General features: G+C 53.3%; 24 protein-coding genes and 2 tRNA genes. 15 read left to right on the top strand and 11 right to left on the bottom strand.

Annotated elements, in window-relative coordinates; all coding sequences use genetic code 11:
- The first annotated feature begins 155 nt into the window (after nucleotides 1-155).
- Entirely contained in the window at nucleotides 156-1304 is a 1149-nt protein-coding gene (gene cfa, locus HED65_RS16930; protein WP_114979443.1) for a cyclopropane fatty acyl phospholipid synthase, read from the top strand.
- 31 nt (nucleotides 1305-1335) lie between these two features.
- Here cfa and HED65_RS16925 read toward each other — a convergent pair whose 3' ends face one another.
- Complete coding sequence (locus HED65_RS16925) at nucleotides 1336-1977, bottom strand: riboflavin synthase subunit alpha (protein ID WP_114979442.1); 642 nt, start codon at nucleotides 1975-1977, stop codon at nucleotides 1336-1338.
- Nucleotides 1978-2202: 225 nt separating this feature from the next.
- Here HED65_RS16925 and mdtK point away from each other — a divergent pair, with 225 nt between their 5' ends.
- The 4 genes from mdtK to HED65_RS16905 all read left to right on the top strand — a co-directional run bounded on the left by mdtK (nucleotide 2203) and on the right by HED65_RS16905 (nucleotide 5600).
- On the top strand, nucleotides 2203-3576 hold the full coding sequence (gene mdtK / locus HED65_RS16920; protein ID WP_114979441.1) for an MdtK family multidrug efflux MATE transporter: 1374 nt from the start codon (nucleotides 2203-2205) through the stop codon (nucleotides 3574-3576).
- A 153-nt stretch (nucleotides 3577-3729) separates the two neighbouring features.
- A tRNA-Val gene (locus tag HED65_RS16915) sits at nucleotides 3730-3806 on the top strand.
- 4 nt (nucleotides 3807-3810) lie between these two features.
- Nucleotides 3811-3887, top strand: a tRNA-Val gene (locus tag HED65_RS16910).
- A 117-nt stretch (nucleotides 3888-4004) separates the two neighbouring features.
- Complete coding sequence (locus HED65_RS16905; protein WP_114979440.1) at nucleotides 4005-5600, top strand: FAD-NAD(P)-binding protein; 1596 nt, start codon at nucleotides 4005-4007, stop codon at nucleotides 5598-5600.
- A 28-nt stretch (nucleotides 5601-5628) separates the two neighbouring features.
- On the opposite strand, the gene HED65_RS16900 is transcribed toward HED65_RS16905, so the two are convergent.
- On the bottom strand, nucleotides 5629-6264 hold the full coding sequence (locus HED65_RS16900) for a carbonic anhydrase (RefSeq protein WP_028017278.1): 636 nt from the start codon (nucleotides 6262-6264) through the stop codon (nucleotides 5629-5631).
- A gap of 72 nt (nucleotides 6265-6336) precedes the next feature.
- Nucleotides 6337-7119, bottom strand: coding sequence for an MBL fold metallo-hydrolase (locus HED65_RS16895; protein WP_114979439.1), 783 nt, complete (start codon nucleotides 7117-7119; stop codon nucleotides 6337-6339).
- Between the two features lie 126 nt (nucleotides 7120-7245).
- On the opposite strand from HED65_RS16895, the gene HED65_RS16890 reads away from it, so the two are divergent.
- Nucleotides 7246-7386, top strand: coding sequence for a hypothetical protein (locus HED65_RS16890; protein ID WP_003857665.1), 141 nt, complete (start codon nucleotides 7246-7248; stop codon nucleotides 7384-7386).
- A 34-nt stretch (nucleotides 7387-7420) separates the two neighbouring features.
- Here HED65_RS16890 and HED65_RS16885 read toward each other — a convergent pair whose 3' ends face one another.
- The 4 genes from HED65_RS16885 to HED65_RS16870 all read right to left on the bottom strand — a co-directional run bounded on the left by HED65_RS16885 (nucleotide 7421) and on the right by HED65_RS16870 (nucleotide 10195).
- The gene (locus HED65_RS16885; RefSeq protein ID WP_114979438.1) at nucleotides 7421-7900 is read right to left on the bottom strand and encodes a GlcG/HbpS family heme-binding protein; all 480 of its coding nucleotides are present in this window, start codon (nucleotides 7898-7900) and stop codon (nucleotides 7421-7423) included.
- Between the two features lie 78 nt (nucleotides 7901-7978).
- Nucleotides 7979-8602 carry a response regulator transcription factor gene (locus HED65_RS16880; protein ID WP_114979437.1) on the bottom strand — a complete coding sequence of 208 codons (624 nt, stop codon included), beginning with the start codon at nucleotides 8600-8602 and terminating at the stop codon, nucleotides 7979-7981.
- Nucleotides 8595-9920, bottom strand: a complete 1326-nt coding sequence (locus HED65_RS16875) for a sensor histidine kinase (protein ID WP_114979436.1) — start codon at nucleotides 9918-9920, stop codon at nucleotides 8595-8597. The genes HED65_RS16880 and HED65_RS16875 overlap by 8 nt, the downstream gene beginning before the upstream one ends.
- A 107-nt stretch (nucleotides 9921-10027) precedes the next feature.
- Nucleotides 10028-10195 (bottom strand): hypothetical protein, encoded by a 168-nt coding sequence (locus tag HED65_RS16870; protein ID WP_168112404.1) that lies wholly within the window; start codon nucleotides 10193-10195, stop codon nucleotides 10028-10030.
- A gap of 244 nt (nucleotides 10196-10439) precedes the next feature.
- Here HED65_RS16870 and HED65_RS16865 point away from each other — a divergent pair, with 244 nt between their 5' ends.
- The 4 genes from HED65_RS16865 to HED65_RS16850 are packed head-to-tail and all read left to right on the top strand — an operon-like array spanning nucleotide 10440 to nucleotide 13533.
- Nucleotides 10440-11270: an ABC transporter substrate-binding protein gene (locus tag HED65_RS16865; protein WP_114979435.1), complete on the top strand. Its 831-nt coding sequence runs from the start codon at nucleotides 10440-10442 to the stop codon at nucleotides 11268-11270.
- A gap of 1 nt (nucleotide 11271) precedes the next feature.
- Nucleotides 11272-12087 carry an amino acid ABC transporter ATP-binding protein gene (locus HED65_RS16860; RefSeq protein ID WP_114979434.1) on the top strand — a complete coding sequence of 272 codons (816 nt, stop codon included), beginning with the start codon at nucleotides 11272-11274 and terminating at the stop codon, nucleotides 12085-12087.
- Complete coding sequence (locus tag HED65_RS16855; RefSeq protein ID WP_114979433.1) at nucleotides 12087-12863, top strand: amino acid ABC transporter permease; 777 nt, start codon at nucleotides 12087-12089, stop codon at nucleotides 12861-12863. Before HED65_RS16860 ends, HED65_RS16855 begins: the two co-directional genes overlap by 1 nt.
- Nucleotides 12847-13533 (top strand): amino acid ABC transporter permease, encoded by a 687-nt coding sequence (locus HED65_RS16850; protein ID WP_114979432.1) that lies wholly within the window; start codon nucleotides 12847-12849, stop codon nucleotides 13531-13533. Before HED65_RS16855 ends, HED65_RS16850 begins: the two co-directional genes overlap by 17 nt.
- Here the strand turns inward: HED65_RS16850 and fumD are convergent.
- The 4 genes from fumD to HED65_RS16830 form a co-directional block, all read right to left on the bottom strand.
- Nucleotides 13514-13723 (bottom strand): fumarate hydratase FumD, encoded by a 210-nt coding sequence (gene fumD / locus HED65_RS16845; RefSeq protein WP_008500615.1) that lies wholly within the window; start codon nucleotides 13721-13723, stop codon nucleotides 13514-13516. The genes HED65_RS16850 and fumD overlap by 20 nt on opposite strands.
- 110 nt (nucleotides 13724-13833) lie before the next feature.
- A complete protein-coding gene (locus HED65_RS16840; protein ID WP_003857677.1) occupies nucleotides 13834-14646 on the bottom strand; it encodes a MetQ/NlpA family ABC transporter substrate-binding protein in 813 nt (270 codons plus the stop codon).
- Between the two features lie 23 nt (nucleotides 14647-14669).
- On the bottom strand, nucleotides 14670-15338 hold the full coding sequence (locus HED65_RS16835) for a methionine ABC transporter permease (protein ID WP_049006353.1): 669 nt from the start codon (nucleotides 15336-15338) through the stop codon (nucleotides 14670-14672).
- Nucleotides 15331-16353 carry a methionine ABC transporter ATP-binding protein gene (locus tag HED65_RS16830; protein ID WP_114979431.1) on the bottom strand — a complete coding sequence of 341 codons (1023 nt, stop codon included), beginning with the start codon at nucleotides 16351-16353 and terminating at the stop codon, nucleotides 15331-15333. Before HED65_RS16830 ends, HED65_RS16835 begins: the two co-directional genes overlap by 8 nt.
- Before the next feature lie 400 nt (nucleotides 16354-16753).
- Here HED65_RS16830 and HED65_RS16825 point away from each other — a divergent pair, with 400 nt between their 5' ends.
- The 5 genes from HED65_RS16825 (at nucleotide 16754) to lpp (ending at nucleotide 21626) form a co-directional block, all read left to right on the top strand.
- Nucleotides 16754-18124 (top strand): pyridoxal-phosphate dependent enzyme, encoded by a 1371-nt coding sequence (locus HED65_RS16825; protein ID WP_114979430.1) that lies wholly within the window; start codon nucleotides 16754-16756, stop codon nucleotides 18122-18124.
- Nucleotides 18125-18135: 11 nt separating this feature from the next.
- On the top strand, nucleotides 18136-19281 hold the full coding sequence (locus HED65_RS16820) for a trans-sulfuration enzyme family protein (protein ID WP_114979429.1): 1146 nt from the start codon (nucleotides 18136-18138) through the stop codon (nucleotides 19279-19281).
- A gap of 175 nt (nucleotides 19282-19456) precedes the next feature.
- Nucleotides 19457-19651: a protein YnhH gene (gene ynhH / locus HED65_RS23040; protein ID WP_418721936.1), complete on the top strand. Its 195-nt coding sequence runs from the start codon at nucleotides 19457-19459 to the stop codon at nucleotides 19649-19651.
- 7 nt (nucleotides 19652-19658) lie between these two features.
- Nucleotides 19659-21080 carry a pyruvate kinase PykF gene (gene pykF, locus HED65_RS16815; protein ID WP_114979428.1) on the top strand — a complete coding sequence of 474 codons (1422 nt, stop codon included), beginning with the start codon at nucleotides 19659-19661 and terminating at the stop codon, nucleotides 21078-21080.
- Nucleotides 21081-21389: 309 nt separating this feature from the next.
- The gene (gene lpp / locus HED65_RS16810; protein ID WP_001082307.1) at nucleotides 21390-21626 is read left to right on the top strand and encodes a murein lipoprotein Lpp; all 237 of its coding nucleotides are present in this window, start codon (nucleotides 21390-21392) and stop codon (nucleotides 21624-21626) included.
- Nucleotides 21627-21673 lie beyond the last annotated feature (47 nt).

Raw genomic sequence — 21673 nt, 5'->3', positions numbered from 1 at the left:
TTTACCATGGAAGGCATTTCGGCAAGGGTTATCTCCCTTCCTCTGTTCTACGTCGGATATTAGCCTCGCGGTATTTACCGTGAGATTTCTCACAAACCAAAAAAAGCGTCTACGCTGTTTGAAGGTTCTGATCACATCAGGGTGATGGAGAAGCTATGAGTTCATCGTGTATAGAAGAAGTCAGCGTTCCGGACGATAACTGGTCCCGGATCGTCAGTGAACTGTTGGGTCGAGCAGGCATCACTATCAATGGATCGTCACCAGCTGATCCCCAGGTTAAACATCCCGACTTTTTTAAACGCGTGTTGCGGGAGGGATCGTTAGGTCTGGGAGAAAGCTATATGGATGGCTGGTGGGAGTGCGAACGGCTGGATATCTTCTTCTCCAGCGTGTTGCGCGCCGGTCTGGAAAATCAACTCCCCCGCAATCTGAAGGACACACTGCGCGTCGCCTCAGCCCGGCTGTTTAATCTGCAAAGTAAAAAACGCGCATGGATCGTCGGCAAAGAGCATTACGATCTCGGCAACGACCTGTTCAACCGTATGCTTGACCCCTTCATGCAATATTCCTGCGCTTACTGGAAAGAGGCTTCGACACTGGAAGAGGCTCAACAGGCTAAGCTGCATCTGATTAGCGAGAAACTGAAGTTAGAACCCGGAATGCGCGTTCTGGATATCGGCTGCGGCTGGGGTGGGCTGGCCTGGTTTATGGCGAAGCACTACGGCGTCAGCGTGGTGGGTGTCACTATTTCCGCTGAGCAGCAAAAGATGGCGCGGGAACGCTGCCAGGATCTTGATGTGGATATCCGGCTACAGGATTACCGTGATCTGAACGAACAGTTTGACCGTATCGTTTCCGTGGGCATGTTCGAGCACGTGGGGCCGAAAAACTACGACACCTACTTTGACGTGGTGGATCGTAATTTGAAACCTGACGGCATCTTCCTGCTGCACACCATCGGCTCTAAGCGGACCGATAACAACGTTGACCCGTGGATCAACAAATACATCTTTCCGAATGGCTGTTTACCGTCCGTTCGCCAGATTGCCAACGCCAGTGAACCCCATTTCGTGATGGAAGACTGGCATAACTTCGGTGCGGATTACGACACCACGTTGATGGCATGGCATGCTCGTTTTCAGGAAGCCTGGCCTGAGATTGCGGACAACTATTCTGAACGATTCAAGCGGATGTTTAGCTATTATCTGAATGCCTGCGCGGGGGCGTTTCGCGCGCGGGATATTCAGCTCTGGCAGGTGGTATTCAGCCGGGGCATTGAACACGGTTTGCGTGTCGCCCGCTAAAAAAATAACCCCGGTTACCCGGGGTTATTTTTTATTCTTCTTCTGCTGTTTTAATTATTGCGGCTTCTTTTGCCGCAAGCACACGCTCAACGGTATCCACCACCGCCTGAGTTTGCGGATCGATTTCGATATTTACGCGATGCCCCAGTTTTTTCGCCCCCAGCGTGGTGCGCTGCAACGTTTCAGGAATTAAATGCACACAAAAACGCGTAGGTGTCACTTCCCCGACAGTCAGACTAATCCCATCAATACCAATAAACCCTTTGTACAGGATGTATTTCATTAATGAAGGATCCTGCATTTTAAACCAGATTTGACGGTTATTTTCCGAGGTCACAATTTTCGCCACTTCGGCAGTGGTCATGATGTGCCCCGACATCAGATGCCCGCCAATCTCATCGCTGAACTTCGCTGCCCGTTCTACGTTGACGGTATCCCCAACCGCCAACTCACCCAGATTGGTGATACGCAGCGTCTCTTTCATTAAATCAAAGCTGATCTGGTTGCCGTTAATTTCGGTAACTGTCAGGCAGCAGCCGTTGTGGGCAATCGAGGCACCGGTTTCGATGCCATCAAGCATATATTCCGGCAGCTCAACAACATGAGTTCGGAAATTAGGTTTTTCATCAATGGACACCACTTTGGCGGTACCCTGCACAATACCAGTAAACATGCTTACAACTCCTGTTTTTTCCGGACGGTGGTGACACCGTTTAATCCCATCACAATAACAGTTGGAAAAACAGGTTGCCAGCGGAGCGCATTTTCTGGCGATTTTTTCACTAGATAAATAGCTAAAGCCCGCTACAATAGCTGGCACCCCCCTGCATTTTCTTCTTGCTGCCAGTTACGGCGGCTTTTTTAGTCTCTCAAATAACAACAAAATAAAGGTGTTCACGTGCAGAAGTACATGAATGAAGCGCGCCAGTTATTGGCACTGGCTATACCAGTGATCATCGCGCAAGTGGCCCAGACCGCAATGGGATTTGTGGATACGGTAATGGCGGGCGGCTACAGCGCCACCGATATGGCGGCTGTTGCTATCGGCACGTCAATCTGGCTACCGGCTATCCTGTTCGGCCACGGTCTGCTGCTCGCGCTCACGCCTGTTATCGCTCAACTCAATGGTTCCGGGCGACGTGATCGCATTGCCCACCAGGTCCGCCAGGGTTTCTGGCTGGCTGGGTTTGTCTCTGTGCTGATCATGCTGGTGCTCTGGAACGCGGGTCATATCATTCGCGCCATGCATAACATTGACCCGGCACTGGCTGACAAGGCAGTGGGTTATCTGCGCGCCCTTCTCTGGGGCACCCCAGGCTACCTCTTTTTCCAGGTGGCGCGTAACCAGTGTGAAGGTCTGGCGAAAACCAAGCCCGGGATGGTGATGGGCTTTATTGGTTTGCTGGTCAATATTCCGGTTAACTATGTCTTTATTTACGGTCATTTCGGAATGCCAGAACTGGGTGGCGTCGGCTGTGGTGTCGCGACGGCAGCCGTTTACTGGGTGATGTTCTTCTCAATGATCGCCTTTGTAAAACGCGCCCGTTCCATGCGCGATATTCGCAACGAGAACAGATTTAGTACACCTGACTGGAGCATTATGACGCGTCTGGTACAGCTAGGTTTGCCGATTGCCCTCGCGCTGTTCTTTGAGGTGACGCTTTTCGCCGTGGTCGCCCTGCTGGTCTCCCCGCTGGGCATTGTGAACGTGGCCGGGCACCAGATTGCGCTGAACTTTAGCTCGCTAATGTTCGTCCTGCCTTTGTCGCTGGCGGCGTCAGTGACTATCCGTGTCGGCTTCCGTCTGGGGCAAGGTTCGACGCTAGACGCACAAACAGCCGCGCGAACCGGGCTGGGTGTCGGTGTTTGCATGGCCGTCTGTACAGCGCTCTTTACCATCACGCTACGCGAGCAAATTGCCCTGCTCTACAATGACAACCCCGAAGTCGTGGCCCTGGCGTCGCATCTGATGCTGCTGGCTGCGGTATACCAGATATCTGATTCCATTCAGGTCATTGGCAGCGGTGTGTTGCGTGGATATAAAGACACGCGTTCCATCTTCTTTATCACCTTCATCGCCTACTGGGTGTTGGGTCTGCCGTGTGGTTACATTCTGGCCCTGACCGATCTGGTGGTTGACCGCATGGGGCCGGCCGGATTCTGGATGGGCTTTATCATCGGTCTGACCTCTGCGGCAATTATGATGATGATGCGCATGCGCTTCCTGCAACGTCAGCCATCAACGGTCATTTTGCAACGCGCTGCGCGTTAAATACGCAGTAGCCGCCAGCTGGCGGCTACTTTCTCTTCACTTTGCGCGGTAATACAGCAATCGCGTGAAATCAGAGAGAAAAATGCATTTTCCCTCTTGCCTCATTGGTGCTGTGCCGCTAATATTCGTCCCCGTTGTCACCGACAACACGTTGCGTTCATAGCTCAGTTGGTTAGAGCACCACCTTGACATGGTGGGGGTCGTTGGTTCGAGTCCAATTGAACGCACCATTCTGCGTCCGTAGCTCAGTTGGTTAGAGCACCACCTTGACATGGTGGGGGTCGGTGGTTCGAGTCCACTCGGACGCACCATTTCAGTCCTGAAATGGTGCAAATCCTCTTCTGCTTTCCTGAACTTTCCTAATTCCGCATTTTCATCACTGTTCTCCTGCTACGCTTTTCTCATGGAAAAAAAGAGGAAAACCGTCGATGAAGAAAATCGCCATTATCGGTTCCGGCCCAACAGGGATTTATACCTTTTACGCGCTTCTTAAAAACCCTCACCCGCTTTCGGTTTCGGTCTTTGAACAAGCTGATGAAGCGGGTGTTGGCATGCCCTACAACGACGACGATAACACTCGTCTGATGCTGGCGAACATCGCAAGCATTGAAATTCCTCCGCTATTTATGACCTATCACGACTGGCTTAAGGGCCAGAGCGAAGCCTATCTGGCACGCTTTAAGGTGGATAAATCCCGTTTGCATGACCGGCAATTTCTGCCCCGGATCCTGCTGGGCGAGTATTTCCGTGACAGCTTTCTTTCAATCGTAAAAGAGGCTAAAGATCGCGGATTTCAGGTTGATATCCATGAATCCGCCCAGGTCACCGACATCGTACCCACAAATGACGGTGTCACACTTTCAGTCAACGACAACACTTTCTCTGAACGCTTCGACCTTGCGGTTATCGCCACCGGTCACGTCTGGCCAGAGGACGACGAAGCCTCTCGCACGTACTTCCCAAGCCCGTGGTCCGGTTTGATAGGCGCCAAAATTCCGCCCTGCCACGTCGGTATCATGGGAACATCATTAAGCGGTCTGGACGCGGTCATGGCGGTGGTAATGCAGCACGGCACGTTTCGCGACGACAAATTCATCCTGGATACAAGCAGCGACGCGTTAAAGATTGTCCTGATGTCCCGAACAGGCATTCTGCCTGAAGCCGATTTTTACTGCCCTATCCCATACGAACCATTGTCAGTTTTGACTGAGCCCGCGGTTGAGCGCGAAATTGCCAAAGGTCCGGATGCCCTGCTTGATCGCATTTTTACCCTGATGGTGAAAGAGCTTGAACTTGCTGACCCGGCGTGGTGTGAGAAAGTTGCTCTGCATAAGCAGACGGCAGACAGCATGCGTGATGCCTGGTTTGAAGATCGTAAACGGCACGATCCATTCACCTGGGCAGAAGAAAATCTCGATGAGGTTGAACGCAACAAACGCGACAGGCGCACCATGGCCTGGCGCTACACCGTGCTCCGGCTGCATGAAGTGGTTCAGGCGATCGTGCCACATCTCGACGAACGTGACAGTAAACGCTTCAGACAAGGTCTGGCTCGGGTCTTTATTGACAACTATGCGGCCATCCCTCCACAGTCGATCCGCAGGCTACTCGCACTTCGCGAAGCTGACGTTATTAGCGTGGCAGCCCTCGGTGACGATTACACGCTTGATGTTGGCAGCGATCAGACAATGATCACCACAAAAGAGACCGTTCACCGTTTCGACGTTTTTATTGATGCACGTGGACAAAAGCCGCTCAAAACGAAAGATCTGCCCTTCCCGACGCTGCGCAAACAGCTGGAGGCAACAGGCGAAGAGATCCCCGAGATTAGCGAGGATTACACCTTAAAAGCACCTGAAACCGTTCGCGGACGCATCGCCTTCGGCGCGATACCGTGGCTGATGCATGATCATCCCTTCGTTCAGGGGCTGGCGGAGTGTGCAGAGATTGCAGAGGCGATGGCGAAAGCGGCAGAAAAACCCGCGTCGGGGTTACGGCGGAAATTACCGTATAGTGAGGACTGACAGGGCGTCCATGCCCTGCTGTAATAGATTACTCGAAATACACTTCCGGGTTTTCAGACAGCGACACGAACGTTTTCGTCGCTTTATCCAGCGCACGAATTTCGCCACTTTCAATGTCATACACCCAGCCGTGCAGTCGGATAGAGTTGTTACGCAGGCCCACTGCCACGGAGGGATGGGTCTTAATGTTGCTCAGCTGCGCAAATACGTTTTCCTGTACCATCGCGTTGACTTTATCGATCGGCTTATCCCAGGTTTTCTTCTCAACCACCGCTTTTGCCGCATCGGAATAACGCAACCAGTGAGAAACAGCAGGCATCGGCTCCAGGTTTGCGTTATCAGCAATCGCCTTCATCGCCCCACAGTTGGAGTGACCGCAGATCACGATATCTGTCACACCCAACGCCACAACAGCGTATTCAATGGTCGCGGAAACACCGCCAGGCTCTGGCCCGAATGGCGGTACAATGTTGCCAGCATTACGAATGACAAAGAGTTGTCCCGGCTCTTGCTGGGTAACCAGTTCCGGGACCAGGCGGCTGTCGGAGCAGGAGATGAACAGCGCTTTGGGATTCTGGCTGGACGCTAAACTGCGAAAGAGTTCTTTACGTTGCGGGAAAATCTCTTTTTGAAAGCTGAGAAAACCTTCAATGATATGTTGCATAGCAATTTCTCTTTTATCTGTTTTAGTTTAGGTATGATCGAGATCACACTCGTAAAGTTTACCCATCGTGGTTTACTTCAGACAAGCAATATATTTCTGGCCCGACCGCTGAACAATCTCGTCCGCGAAGGCCTGGATGTTCTGCCCTTCGAACGCACCGTACAGACGTGCAAACGTTCTGCCTTCCAGATGACTCACGACCGACGCTACGGTCCGGGCTGGCAGCGGAAGATAATTCGGGTAACTCCACATAAACGAGACAGCGTCTTTACCCGGCGTGACCTGCAGAATATCGCCCACCAGTAATACTCCTTCACCTTCCTGCCAGTGCAGCACTGTCCCGCCAGCAAAATGGCCGCCAAGGCGCAGCAATGTGACTGATGGGAAAATCTCCAGCGCATCACCGTGCCAGAAGCGAATTGCCGGGCTGTCGCGCATGACCCATTCACTGTCGCTGGCGTGCAGATACAGCGGTGCATCAAACGCCGCAGCCCATTCCTGCATCGTGGTGTAATAGTGCGGGTGTGAAATCGCAATCGCGCTGATGCCGCCGAGTGCAGTGATGAGTGTTTTGGTTGCCGGGTCGAGATTAGCGATACAGTCCCAGAGAATATTGCCATGCGGGGTACGCAGGAGCAGGGCCCGCTGGTTGATAGCAAATGCGGGCACCGTCTTGATACTGAACAATTGCGGCTCCAGTTGCTGCCATTTGTTGCTATGCGTGGCGGTTACGGTGTCGAAATCTGTCCATACCTGGCCCGTGACGGGCACGTACTGGCGTTCATCCTCGCAAATCGGGCATCTGTCCGGCTGTGCATCATAGGCAGTTCCGCAGGTTTTACAGAGTGTAATCATGTGCTCTCCTCAGCGATAAAGCACTGAGTATGGCAGGGATTATCCTTATGTGCTGCGAGGTACATTGCTGGCTTTTTTTGCCCTATACTGTGCCAGTATCAAAAAACTGAACAGAGCAGGTGCCACATGGAAATTGATCTCGATAACTTAGTCTTTAACGGGCTGGATGAAGCCGAAGAGCGTAATGCGGAACGTCTGGACGATGCAGACAAAAAAGCGCAGGCGATTGTCGCCGATGACGACTGCGGCGATGCCTGCAAGATCTGATAAAAAAGCACCGGTTTTCCGGTGCTTTTTTATATTACTTTTTGAGCCCGTCAATAGCAGCCTGAGCGCAGGCTTCATCAAGATGACCGCCCGGTGCGCCACCGATACCAATCGCCCCAATAACCTCATCGCCCTCTTTCACCGGCAAGCCACCCGCCAGCAGCAGGAACCCCGGGATGTCTCTCATGTTCTGCGCGCCCGCATTGCTCTGCGCCGCTTCCATCACTTTGCCTGACGCATTCTTTGCGCTAAGCGCCGTATAGGCTTTCATTTCACTGGCTTTAACCGTGTGTGGACCGGCATTGTCCGTGCGCTGCACCGCTTTTACCACGCCCGCGCGGTCAACAACGGTGACCGTCACCTGGTAATTTTTTGCCGTACACGCCTGAATGGCGGATGTCGCCAGCGCATTCGCCTGCGCCAGTGAGAGATTTTTTTGATTCAATGTATCGGCCTGCGCCGCCAGACTCAGACTACCCGCGGCCAGTGCCGCAACCATCATTACTTTTTTCATCGCACTTCCTCGAGTGTTAGGGGACGTTGCAGAGATTACCCCGACGCGCGATGAAACATAATTCGGTTGAATACGCACTCAACCTGGTAGTTTTACGGATTGCAATTTGTCGTATTCCCGGATTGCCTGGACCAGGCTGCTGACGCCGAGCCTGGTAAACGCCGATGCGCGGTGCGCTTCTACCGTACGCGGCGAGAGGTTCAGCCGTGCAGCCACCTCTTTATTGCTGAGCCCTTTCATCAACTCACCCAGAACCTCATGCTCACGTGCAGTCAACTGCGCGAAACGCGCCGCGATCCTGGAGGTTTCCTGCCAGCCGGAATAACGACGCTGGCTTTCTTCGAAGGCTAACCCCACCGTCTCTATAAGCTTATCGGCATCCAGCGGCTTGGTGAAAAACTCAAACACACCGTTTCGAAAAGCCCGACGGCAGGCATCAACGGTACCGTGTCCGGTCATGATAATCACCGGCAGCAGAGGCCAGGGCCATTCGCCCTCCTCAAGCCAGGTGAGCCCGCCCTTGCCGGGCATCCGCATATCTAGCAACATACAGCCCACCAGCGCCGTACCCCGTGCATGGGCAGCAATAAAGGCATCGACACTGTCAAACGTCTTTACCGGCCACCCCATACCTGAAAGCAGAAAAGCCATTGACTCTCTGATGGATTCATCATCATCAATCAGCCAGATTGTCTTATCCATCCGTCGCCTCCTTTCCGTGCGCCAGTTGTAATCTGATCTGCGCCCCACCCTGCGGCGCATTACCCAGCGTAATCGATCCATTCATACGCGTCATTAATGACTCCGTTAAGGTCATCCCCAGACCGATACCCACTTCTCTGCCGCTGTAAAACGGCATAAAGGCATGCTGTAACGCCTCCTGGCTAAAGCCAGGGCCACCGTCTGTGATGGTGATCTGGACGCCACTCTCGGTTGTTTGACTCTCAATTTTTACCCAACCGGGAGTATCAAACTGCTGAGCCTGAATCGCATTGCTGAGCACGTTATGCAGCACCTGCTCCAGCCAGAGACGGTCTGCCAGTACCGTTGTGGCACCAGGGGCAAACGCATGACTGACCGTAATATGTTCGGCCTTGCGCTCGTGCTCAAGCAGGTTCACCACCTGCTGCCAGCAGTGCACAAGATCGGTTTCACGCAGGATCACCTTCTCCTGTACAACATGTTCACGAAAACGGGTCAGCAAGGCGCTAATACGCTGCATTTGCGTCAGTGCAGCCGCCAGCGCCTGCGACACCGCCTGCCCGTTATCCTGTTGTAGCTGGCGCTGAGCGCCCTGGATCCACGTCTGCGCGGCGGTGAGCGGCTGGTTGATCTCGTGCACAATCCCAGCAGTGATTTCCCCCAGGGTATTGAGCCTGGCGTGTTGATAATAGAGCGCTCTTTGCTCGGCATCTTTACGCGCTTTACGCTGCCAGAGCACCACGCTCGCCAGCGCAATCACGATCCCCCATCCAATAAAGAGTAAGGGGTAAATAAGCCCATTGACGCCGAACCAGTCTGGCTGTGAATCGGCCTCCAGCGTAAAGGGTTGAGTATGCTGCGGGAAGGTGCGTTGCCAGTGCCAGAAGGCACCAGATATTTGCTGGTCTCCGTTCGGCATAAAACGGATCCCGAGATGGGTAAAGGGATGATGTGCAGTCAGGATTGGACCAAGGTCTACCAGTACGCGGATTTGGCGCCAGGGATTGTACAGCCAGTACTGGACTTCATTGGCAGGCTCAACCCGGGGGGCATCAAGCGCTCTTCCCGTCGTTTTTTCCAGGGCAAGAAGCTGGGGGAATTTTTTGCGGAGAGTGACGATATCTTCATCGCCATTCAAAAGCGGCAGTACGGATTCATTTTGCGTCAGTACCGCGCTTAATTCAGAGAAGAGCGCCGCGAACTCACGATCGCGCTCCCAGAACTGACGGCGGATTTGTTCGGCATAGAGCAACACGCCGCTGATAAGGCAGACTATCGTCCAGATAATAATGCCGCGCTTGATAAAGGGGTTCTTCATTCCGTTAACTGAGCTGACTCAACCATCTGTCGACATTAACAGCTATCCGTCGTCAGAACAAAATCCAGCACAGCTCATTCCAGTATATTTCGCGTGTGCGGCGCAGTTCAGCGTGACGTTTTATCATGGAACCACTCCGGGTCGATGTTGGCAACGTCTACGCCATACAGGCTGGCGACAGGCAGTATTGACTCAAGAACACGTTGCGCGCTGTGCTCCGCATTCACTGGTCGGGTCGCAAAAAACCGCCGTAACGTGCTGATCCATTTTTTCATCGTCTGCCCCTCTCTCACCGTATTTTCCTTAAGTTAAACACCCAAACTCCATGCAGGTGAAATACCAATATCAGCTGTCGATGTGCAGGATCTGCAAATAGCACCCTGTATTTTTACCTGCCAGTAACACTCTGTTCACTAATGCTTTTTTGCTAAAAGCAAAGCACGATTTCTTATTTGGCGATAGCTTTCACTTATGGGAGCGTAACGGGGTAAAACAAAAACAACGGGATGATTTATTACTATGGCAGCAAACATGAACGGATTTAAAAAACGGACACTGGCACTGGGGTTACTGGCTGCTGGTAGTCTGCTCTCAGCACAGGCACAGGCCGATCAGCTGGCGGATATTAAAGCCGCAGGTGTAGTGAAAGTGGCCACATTTGATGCCAACCCACCGTTTGGCTCTATTGATGCAAAGACACATGAGATTGTGGGATACGACGTGGACTTCGCCAAAGCGCTGGCAAAAGCACTTGGCGTGAAGCTGGAGCTGGTCGCCACCAACCCGGCCAACCGTATTCCGCTGCTTCAGTCTGGTAAGGCGGATCTGATTGTGGCGGATATCACCATCACGCCAGAGCGCGCGCAGGTTGTTGATTTCTCCCTCCCCTATTTCGTGACCGGGCAGCAGTTCCTGGTACCGGCAAAGTCCGCCGATAAGCTGGATAACTATAGCCGGGCGCGCATTGGCGCGGTCAAAGGAACCACGGGCGAACAGGCGCTGCACCAGCGATTCCCGCAGTCCCGCGTGCTCTCTTATGACGATATTCCGCTGGCGTTGACGGCACTGCGCAATGGCAACGTGCAGGCAATCACCCAGGACAGCACCATTCTGGCCGGTCTGCTGGCGCAGGCACCGGATAAAGCCAACTTCAAAATCCTGCCCGATCTGCTGAGCAAAGAAGAGATTGGCGTTGGGGTGAAGAAAGGTGAAACAGCGCTGCTGAAAGCCGTCAACGACGAGCTGCTTAATCTTGAGAAGAACGGTCAGGCAGCAAAAATATATGATGTCTGGTTTGGCCCAAATACGCCTGCTCCACAGCCTCGTGCCTTTAAAATAGAAGCCCAGTAATATGCTCTCAGGTTTATTCTCACACTCCGCGGCCAGTGCCGCGGATTTTTCACATCTGGAACAGGCCAGCGTCGAGTTTCGTCATGTAGACAAACGCTACGGTGACCATCAGGTATTAAACGACATTAACCTCACCATCCCCCCCGGTGAAGTGGTTGCCATCCTCGGCCCTTCGGGTTCCGGTAAATCCACCCTGATTCGTCTCATCAACCAGCTTGAAACCCTGAGCGGCGGAGAGATCCTGGTCGACAACAAGCCGACCGGTAAGCTTTCTGGTACCGGGCTGCGTCAACTGCGAAGTCGCGTGGGGTTTGTGTTTCAGCAATTCAATCTTTACGCTCATCTCACCGCCAGCCAGAATATCACTCTGGCGCTGGAGCAGGTTCACGGCTGGAAGCCGCAGCCAGCCCAGGAGCGCGCGCTGTCCCTGCTGGAGAAAGTCGGGATGCTGGAAAAAGCTCACCATTTCCCGGCAGAGCTTTCCGGTGGTCAACAGCAGCGCGTGGCGATCGCGCGCGCTCTGGCCTCTTCGCCGCAAATTATTCTCTTCGACGAACCGACGTCGGCACTCGATCCTGAGATGATAGGCGAAGTGCTGTTTGTGATGAAAACCCTCGCCCACAGTGGGATCACCATGATTGTCGTGACCCACGAGATGCAGTTTGCCCGGGAAATTGCCGACCGGATTGTCTTTATCGACGGCGGGCAAATTCTCGAGATCGCGCCGCCGACGCAGTTTTTCAGTCACCCCTCGCATCCGCGCGCCCGACGGTTCCTGCAAAAGGTGCTCAACCCACTGCATCAGGAGCATCTGTAATGCCCGCGCTCGACTGGCAGGGGGTACTGACCGGACAGCCTCTGCAGTGGATACTCTCCGGATCCCTCACCACCCTGTGGGTCACGCTTGCCGGGGTGATGCTGGCCAGCCTGCTGGCGTTGCTTTTAATGCTCCTGCGCCTTTCCGGCGGACGCCTCGGAAACGTGGTCGTCAGTAGCTGGGTGTCGCTGTTTCGAAATACGCCGCTGCTGGTGCAACTGCTGTTCTGGTATTTTGCCGCCTGGAACGGGCTACCTCAGGTATTTCGCGACGCGGTGAATGCGGATCACAGCTGGTCTATTCTGCCCGGCGAAGTCTGGTGGTTTACCCCCGAGTTTTTATGTTCGGCCTGGGGATTGGGCGTCTTTACTTCGGCGTTTTTAATCGAAGAGGTGGAATCGGGGTTACGTTCTGTCCCTGCCGGACAGCGGGAGGCCGCGCTGGCACAGGGGTTCTCTTCGTGGCGTTTGTTTCGTCACATTCTTCTGCCGCAGGGACTGGCCAACGCCTGGCAACCCGTTGTGGGGCAGTACCTTAATTTGATGAAGCTCTCCTCGCTCGCCAGCGGGATTGGCTTTGCCGAACTCACCTATCAGGTCAGGCAGATTGAAAGCTACAACGCGCATGCGCTGGAAGCCTTTACCCTCGGAACCGCACTGTATCTGCTGACCGGTCTGGTTATGGGAATGGTGCTGGTTCGCATCGGACCTGAAGCAAAACGTAAACGCCCAAACGTCGCCACCTCAGGGAGTGAAAAACATGATTGCCGGATTTAATGTCATCACTGATAACGTCGTTTATCTGCTGTGGGGACGCGCGGCAAGCGGTGAACCGGGTGGCATATTGCTCTCGTTAATGATGGCGGCTGGAGCCGCCATCATCGCTCTGCCCGGCGGGGTTGCTCTCGCGTGTCTTGCCTGGCGCTTTACCGGGCTCGTACGCAAACTGCTTTTTTTGTGGGCAGAATTGATCCGCGGTATCCCACTCATCTTTGTGATTTTCTGGATGTGGTATCTGCTGCCGCTCATTACCGGGGGCGATCTGCCGGGGGCACTTACCGTCACGCTGGCGCTGGCCTGGTTTACGGCGGCAACCGTGATGCACTCAGTACTGGCCGGGCTTAATGCGTTACCCTCCGGGCAATATGAGGCCGCACTGTCTCAGGGATTCAGCACGCAGCAAACGTTGTTGCGTGTGCTGCTACCGCAGGCACTGAGGAATATTCTGCCGTCGCTGGTGGGAATTTTTATCAGTCTGCTGAAGGATACGTCGCTGGCGTTTATCGTGAACGTACCGGAACTGACCACTGTGGCGGGACAGGTCAACAACCGGGTGCAAATCTACCCGGCGGCCATTTTTATCTTCACGGGTGTGGTTTATTACCTGCTCTGCTGCTCGCTGGAGCAGCTTGCGAAACGCTGGCGTATTACCCGGCCAGCGCTTTAACCACCGTTTCCATCGCTTCGGTTGTCAATTCACTGCGTTTAACGCGCTGGTTCGCCAGCGCGGTACGCAGTACTCCGGCAATGACAATATGCTTTGGCTCCTGCCCTAAATCGCGCATCTCAAGTACCACCTTCCCGACCACCCGGCACATCTCCTGATACAGCGCTTCATCTTTAGTCACGTTACCCATCGTCATCACTCCATTGCCTTTTAAACGTTGAGCTTAAATGATTCTCCTGCCGGATACAAAAAAGAAGCCCGGCGAGGAACTCGTCGGGCTTCATCTGTAAAATCAGTAAATTAGTTATTTACTGGAATGACTGCGCCTTTGTACTTAGTACGGATCCAGTCCTGAATCTCTTTCGAGTGCAGCACGTTCACCAGCGCGACGATATCTTTCTTCTTCTCGTCACCACGATGGACGGTAATGATGTTGGCGTACGGGTTGTTTTCACCGCTCTCAACCGCAATCGGGTCGTGAACCGGATCCAGACCGGCATCAATCGCGTAGTTGGCGTTGATCACCACCGCGGCACCTTCATCGTTGTTGTACATCTGCGGCAGCAGAGAGGCTTCAACGTTAGGGGTGAACTGCAGCTTTTTCGGGTTTTCCACGATGTCGCTGATGCGCGCGGTCACTTTGTCGATGCCCGGTTTCAGCTTGATCACACCCTCTTTCTCGAAGATGGAGAGAATTCGGCCCTCTTCAGAAACAGCATCACGCATGATGATCTTGCCGCCTTCAGGCAGGTCTTTCAGCGACTTGTATTTCTTTGAGTAGATACCAATAGGCTCAATGTGGATTGCGCCTGCACTGACAAAATCATAATCCTTATCGCCCGCGTGATCTTTGAGCACGCTGTTCAGATAAGGGATGTGCTGAAAATAGTTCGCGTCGATATCATGACCCGCCAGCGCGGTGTTGGGCAGAATGTAGTCCTGGAACGGTTTAATCTCCAGATCGATCCCCTGCTTAGCCAGAATCGGTTTTGCCTGCTCCAGAATTTCAGCGTGTGGCGTGTTGGATGCGCCCACGGTCAGGGTATCTGCCCACGAGGCAAAGCTCAGGGCACTCAGGGTTGCTGCGGCGATCAGTGTCAGTGTCTTTTTCATGATGTGGTTCCTGTGTGTATTTATTAGCGTTTATCTAACAGTGAAGTAATGATGTCGCCGCAGAACTGGATGATGAAAACGATGATTAAAATGGTCACCGTTGCCACCAGCGTGACGTCACCATGGTTGCGCTGGAATCCTTCCAGATAAGCCAGATTTCCCAAACCACCGGCGCCAATCACCCCCGCCATCGCGCTGTAACTCACCAGTGCAATCAGCGTCACCGTAATACCTGATACCAGTGCAGGTGATGATTCCGGCAGTAAAACCCGAAACACTAACGTGCTCAGTCGTGCGCCCATCGAGCGGGTTGCTTCGATGACGCCTTTGTCCACTTCACGCAGGGCGATCTCCACCAGGCGCGCGTAGAAAGGTGCGGCACCCACGATCAACGCCGGCAATGCCGCGTTAGCGCCGAGAATGGTGCCAACAATGGTCTTGGTGAACGGGATCAGCAGCACAATCAAAATGATGAACGGAATAGAACGGAACACGTTCACCACAATCGAAATGACGCTATACACCGTGCGATTGTGGAACAACCCACCGCGTGCGGTTAAAAACAGCGCCAGCCCCAGCACGATGCCCAGCACAAACGTCGCCACGCCTGAAAGCGCCGTCATGTACAGCGTCTCCAGCGTCGCCGCCCAGAGCTGATCCCATTTGAGATGCGGAAAGAGATTCTCAGCCATGTTTAATCACCTCGCCTTCAATATCGCTGTGCTGCAGGTCGGCGAGGATATTGTTCAGTTGTTCGTCAGATGCCACCACGTGCACCCAGAGCTGGCCAAACACGCCGTGGGCGGTTTGCGTCATTTTCCCGTGCAGAATGTTAAACGGCAGGCCGTAGCGCAGAGTCAGTTCGCCCACGATCGGCTTATGCGTGCTATGGCCGGTAAACGTCAGTTTGATGACCGTGCCTTCAAGTTCATTGGCCAGCTCGCTATTAAAGGTTTCCTCCTCCGCGTACTGACTCACCTGACGGACAAACTGCTGCGTAATGGGCTGTTGCGGATGGGTAAAGACGCTCAGTACATCCCCTTCTTCCACCACTTTACCGTTCTCCATCACCGCCACACGGTCGCAGATTTTGCGCACCACATGCATCTCGTGGGTGATCAACACGATGGTCAGTTTGAAACGACGGTTAATATCTAACAGCAAATCGAGGATCTGATCGGTGGTCTGCGGGTCGAGCGCTGACGTGGCTTCATCACAGAGCAGCACGTCAGGGCTGTTCGCCAGTGCGCGCGCAATGCCGACACGTTGTTTCTGCCCGCCGCTTAACTGCGACGGGTAGGCATTCTCACGCCCTTTCAGCCCAACGAGTTCGACAAGCTCGGCCACGCGGGCTTTGATTTTCGCTTTTGGCACGCCAGCAATTTGCATTGAAAACGCGATGTTTTCTGAAACCGTGCGCGACCACAGCAGGTTGAAATGCTGGAACACCATACTGATTTTCAGGCGCGCCTGGCGCAGTGCTTCACCACTGGCGGCAGAAATGTTCTGCCCATTGATGGTGACACTTCCGGTGCTGGGTTTTTCCAGACCGTTCAGCAGACGTATCAGCGTGCTTTTCCCGGCTCCACTGTAACCAATAATTCCGTAAATCTGTCCCTGCTCTACCGTCAAATTGACATCATCAACGGCAGTCAGTGCCACCTTTCCGTTGTCAAAAATCTTCGAAATATTACTCAGTACAATCATTCTTATTCGTTATCCGTTCCGCGCATGGCAGTTTAGAAGTATGGATGTCCAAATGAGTGTAAACAGGCGTTATCAGCTTTTAAATGAACAAAAAGGCATGTGTTATAACTTCGGGGAATAAACAGCGAGTTTGCCGGGCGGGAAGCATTTAGACCAATTTCAGCAATGATTATCTGCCAGATGCATATCTGCTGGGAGTCCCCCTTAAAAATCGGTCATTTTTGCAGCATTTTTCACTGATATAGCCATCCTCACATCCAGAGCACTTTACGTCTTGCTGTCCTGACTTCCAAAAATGGCATTTATATTCTTTTCTGTTCTAAAGAGCAGTGAATGGTTCTTTATTGAGAAAATTTCACCGCCCTATCATCCCGTCATGACATCCAGAAAGGAAAACATCATGACGATTTATCACTCCGTTACCGAACTGATTGGTCGTACCCCGCTGATCCAGCTGCATAAGCTTGATACTGGTTCCTGCTCGCTGTTCCTGAAGCTGGAAAACCAGAATCCGGGCGGTTCTATTAAGGATCGCGTGGCGCTGTCGATGATTAACGAAGCGGAGCGTACCGGCCAGCTGCAGCCGGGCGGCACGATTATTGAGGCGACAGCAGGGAATACCGGTCTCGGGTTGGCCCTGATTGCCGCCCAGAAAGGCTACTCGCTGATCCTGGTGGTACCGGACAAAATGAGCCGCGAGAAGATTTTCCACCTGCGCGCGCTGGGTGCCCAGGTAGTACTGACCCGCTCCGACGTTAATAAGGGCCATCCCGCCTACTACCAGGATTACGCCCGACGTCTGGCTAACGAGATCCCCGGCGCGTTTTACATCGACCAGTTCAATAACGACGCCAACCCGCTGGCGCACCGCACCACCACGGCACCGGAACTGTATGAGCAGTTGGACGGCAAGATCGACGCTATCGTCGTGGGCGTGGGTTCAGGCGGGACGCTGGGCGGTCTGCAGGCCTGGTTCGCCGAGCACTCTCCGCAGACGGAGTTTGTGCTGGCAGACCCGGCAGGATCCGTTCTGGCAGACCAGGTAGAAACCGGGAAATATCACGATGCCGGCTCCTGGCTGGTTGAGGGGATTGGCGAAGACTTTATTCCGCCACTGGCCCACATTGAAGGCGTGAATCGCGCCTGGCGCATCACCGACCGGGAAGCCTTCACAACCGCGCGTAAACTGCTAAAAACGGAAGGCATTCTGGCGGGCTCCTCCAGCGGCACACTGCTGGCGGCGGCGCTGAAATATTGCCAGGCGCAGACCACGCCAAAACGCGTGGTGACCTTCGCCTGCGACAGCGGCAATAAATATCTCTCGAAGATGTTCAACGATGACTGGATGCGTCAGCAAGGCCTGATCACGCGCCCGCAGGCCGGCGATCTCTCCGACTACATCGCCCTGCGCCACGATGAAGGTGCTACCGTCACCGCCGCCCCGGACGACACGCTTGCCACCGTACTGGCACGCATGCGTCTGTATGACATCTCCCAGTTGCCGGTACTGGAGAACGGCAAGGTCGTCGGCATTATCGACGAATGGGATCTCCTGCGGAATATCGGCGGCGATGGCGATCGCTTTGCGCTTCCCGTAACTGAAGCCATGACCCGTCAGGTGGAGTTCCTCGATAAACACGCTCCAGAGAGCGACCTGAATGCCATTTTCGACCGCGGTCTGGTGGCCGTGATCAATGATAACGACCGTTTTCTCGGTCTGATTACGCGCAGCGACGTTCTGACCGCCTGGCGCAACCGCCTTCAGCAATAAAGGAATAAAAGATGAAAAACCTGGCAACCCTGAGCGTACACAGCGGCGAGTTTAACGATCAACATGGCGCAGTTATGCCACCGATTTACGCCACATCGACGTTTGCGCAACCGTCTCCCGGGGAACATACCGGCTATGAATATTCCCGGAGCGGTAACCCAACCCGCCATGCGCTGGAAACCACCATCGCCGATCTGGAAGGTGGTACGCGCGGCTACGCGTTTGCATCCGGTCTGGCGGCCATCTCCACGGTGCTCGAACTGCTGGATAAAGACAGCCATATTGTCGCCATTGATGACGTTTACGGTGGGACCTACCGCCTGATTGAAAATGTGCGCAAGCGCAGTACCGGGTTGCAGGTCAGTTGGGTTAAACCTGATGACTTAGCCGGGCTTGATGCCGCCATTCGCCCGGATACACGTATGATCTGGGTCGAAACGCCAACCAACCCACTGCTTAAGCTGGCGGACCTGGCGGCCATTGCAGCTATCGCCCGTCGTCATAACGTCATCAGCGTGGCGGATAACACCTTCGCGTCGCCGGTGATCCACCGTCCGCTGGAATCGGGTTTCGATATTGTGGTGCACTCCGCCACCAAATACCTTAACGGCCACTCTGATGTCGTCGCCGGACTGGCGGTGGTAGGAGATAACCAGGCGCTGGCGGACAAACTTGGCTACCTGCAAAACGCGGTCGGTGGCGTACTGGATCCGTTCAGCAGTTTCCTGACGCTGCGCGGTATTCGCACGCTAGCTTTGAGGGTAGAAAAGCACAGCACCAACGCGCTGGCGATTGCGCAATGGCTGGAGCAACATCCGCAGGTTGAAAAAGTGTTCTATCCTGGTCTGGAATCGCACCCACAATATTCGCTTGCCCGCACGCAGATGGCGCTGCCCGGCGGAATGATTTCTGTTGTGGTAAAAGGCGATGCGCAACGTGCAGCAGAAGTAATTCGCAACCTGAAGTTATTCACCCTTGCGGAAAGCCTTGGCGGCGTTGAGAGCCTTGTGAGCCAGCCTTACAGCATGACGCACGCCTCTATTCCGCTGGAGCAACGCCTGGCAAATGGCATTGTGCCACAGCTGATCCGTCTGTCAGTGGGAATTGAAGATCCAAAAGACCTGATTGCCGACCTCAGCCAGGCGCTGCAAAAATAAGCAAAATGCGGCAGGTTAATCCCCTGCCGCCATAAGTTGTCATTATGGCTTAACGCCTTGATAACAATATTATGTGAAACTGCACAGATTATTTCTGAAACACCGTTTCCATTTTCCTTTTAGCTAAAAATCAGCGTATAATGCGCGCCTAATCCCTGGTGAATGGTTTCAGCGCTTGGAATACAAAAAACAACGTACAACTTCTCCTCTCCTTCGTTGGGCTGTCACTCAGGCACACTTTCTTCTGCACGCTCATTTGATGTCTCCTATCCTTAGTGCGTGTCATATACTCTTTTGCAACACAGGTTTGACTCCGCGGCGGTGCGCCCCCGGAGCGAGATTTCCATATCCTTCCCAACTTAAAGACTAAGACTGTCATGAAAAAGACGAAAATTGTTTGTACTATCGGCCCGAAAACCGAATCTGAAGAGATGCTGAGCAAAATGCTGGATGCCGGCATGAACGTGATGCGTCTGAACTTCTCCCATGGTGACTACGCAGAACACGGACAGCGTATCCAGAACTTGCGCAACGTGATGAGCAAGACCGGTAAAAAAGCCGCGATCCTGCTGGATACCAAAGGTCCTGAAATCCGCACCATCAAACTGGAAGGCGGTAACGATGTCTCTCTGAAAGCGGGCCAGACTTTCACCTTCACTACTGATAAATCCGTTGTCGGCAACAGCGAAATCGTTGCTGTGACCTATGAAGGCTTCACCAGCGACCTGTCCGTCGGTAACACCGTACTGGTAGACGATGGTCTGATCGGTATGGAAGTCACTGCTATCGAAGGTAACAAAGTTATCTGTAAAGTGCTGAACAACGGCGACCTGGGTGAAAACAAAGGCGTTAACCTGCCAGGCGTTTCCATCGCGCTGCCAGCACTGGCTGAAAAAGACAAACAAGACCTGATCTTCGGTTGCGAACAAGGCGTTGACTTCGTTGCTGCCTCTTTCATCCGCAAACGTTCCGACGTGGTTGAAATCCGTGAGCACCTGAAAGCACACGGCGGCGAGAAGATCCAGATCATCTCCAAAATTGAAAACCAGGAAGGCCTGAACAACTTCGACGAAATCCTCGAAGCCTCTGACGGCATCATGGTTGCACGTGGCGACCTGGGCGTTGAAATCCCGGTTGAAGAAGTAATCTTCGCGCAGAAGATGATGATCGAGAAATGTGTTCGCGCGCGTAAAGTGGTTATCACTGCAACGCAGATGCTGGACTCCATGATCAAAAACCCACGCCCAACCCGCGCAGAAGCAGGCGACGTGGCAAACGCCATCCTCGACGGTACTGATGCGGTTATGCTGTCTGGCGAATCCGCGAAAGGTAAATATCCGCTGGAAGCAGTGTCCATCATGGCCACCATCTGCGAACGTACCGACCGTGTGATGAAAAGCCGTCTGGATTACAACAACGACAGCCGTAAACTGCGCATCACTGAAGCGGTGTGCCGTGGTGCAGTTGAAACTGCAGAGAAACTGGAAGCGCCACTGATCGTGGTTGCCACCCAGGGCGGTAAATCTGCTCGCGCTGTGCGTAAATACTTCCCGGATGCGACCATCCTGGCACTGACCACCAACGAAACCACTGCTCGTCAGCTGGTACTGAGCAAAGGTGTTGTGCCTCACCTGGTGAAAGAAATTGCCTCTACCGATGATTTCTATCGTCTGGGTAAAGAAGTGGCTCTGGAACTGGTTGATCGTGGTCTGGCGCAGAAAGGTGACGTTGTGGTCATGGTTTCTGGTGCACTGGTACCAAGCGGAACCACCAATACAGCATCTGTTCACGTGCTGTAATAATTCCCGAACGAATTAATTTTGATAAAAAGCGCCCGCCGGGCGCTTTTTTTATTCCTGGCATTAGCCAAAGTCATTCAAAATGCAAATCGGGTTTTTCTATTTAATTGCGAATTATCTAAGATGAATCCGATGATAAATGCCTTTTTTTACATAGATTTTTGCCCGAAAAGGGCTGATTCGATGCTTCTTTGAGCGAACGATCAAAAATAGGGGTATTCCCATCAAAAAAATATTCTCAACCCAAAAAACTTTGTGTAATACTTGTAACGCTACATGGAGATTAACTCAATCTAGAGGGTATTAATAATGAATCGTACTAAACTGGTACTGGGCGCGGTAATCCTGGGTTCTACTCTGCTGGCTGGTTGCTCCAGCAACGCTAAAATCGATCAGCTGTCTTCTGACGTTCAGACTCTGAACGCTAAAGTTGACCAGCTGAGCAACGACGTGAACGCAATGCGTTCCGACGTTCAGGCTGCTAAAGACGACGCAGCTCGCGCTAACCAGCGTCTGGACAACCAGGCTACTAAATACCGTAAGTAATAGTACCTGTTAATAAAATGGCGCACATTGTGCGCCATTTTTTTTGC

It is taken from the genome of Pantoea sp. LS15 (assembly GCF_012241585.1).
Lineage (GTDB): Bacteria > Pseudomonadota > Gammaproteobacteria > Enterobacterales > Enterobacteriaceae > Enterobacter.
Note: the sequence above shows the minus strand (reverse complement) of the source record. Positions and strands in the feature narration are given on the sequence as shown.